We start from the raw sequence: 409 nt of genomic DNA, 5'->3' as shown, positions 1-409 counted from the left end.
CTGAGCGCCCAACGGTTCTGCCAACATGGGTTGTCCGCCAATATCGCCGAGCGCATGACGCTGGGAATATTGCGATCGCGGATCGAAGTATGGGTCCGATGTGTAGCTACTCATAAATGCGCCGCCGGCAGGCATCTCGCTCTCGGACCAGGCTGGCGTGACGAGGCCGGCCGAGGCAACAAAAATGATGATTTTTATTGTTCGCTGGTTGATCATCGATTTGTCTCGAGCAGGCCAGGTCTGCGAATCCTTGAGATGCTGGGGCGATCTGTTTCGGAGACATCGCTGATCGGCATCTCTGGACCAGGCGGCACCCATCAGCAGCTGTTGGACCGCGAAAGTCGATACCCAAATATGGGCCAAGCAATCGCTAAGTGCTTGCTTTGGAGGTGCTGAACTAGCCTTATAC

The 409-nt window shown here is 55.5% G+C and carries 1 protein-coding gene; it reads right to left on the bottom strand.

The window, feature by feature from the left end:
• Positions 1–216, bottom strand: a 216-nt coding sequence (locus E0L35_RS26525) for a hypothetical protein (RefSeq protein ID WP_212751727.1), incomplete at its 3' end; no start/stop codon positions are given.
• Between the last annotated feature and the right edge of the window lie 193 nt (positions 217–409).

Source organism: Halomonas sp. ATBC28 (assembly GCF_005937175.1).
GTDB lineage: Bacteria > Pseudomonadota > Gammaproteobacteria > Pseudomonadales > Halomonadaceae > Vreelandella > Vreelandella titanicae.
Note: the sequence above shows the minus strand (reverse complement) of the source record. Positions and strands in the feature narration are given on the sequence as shown.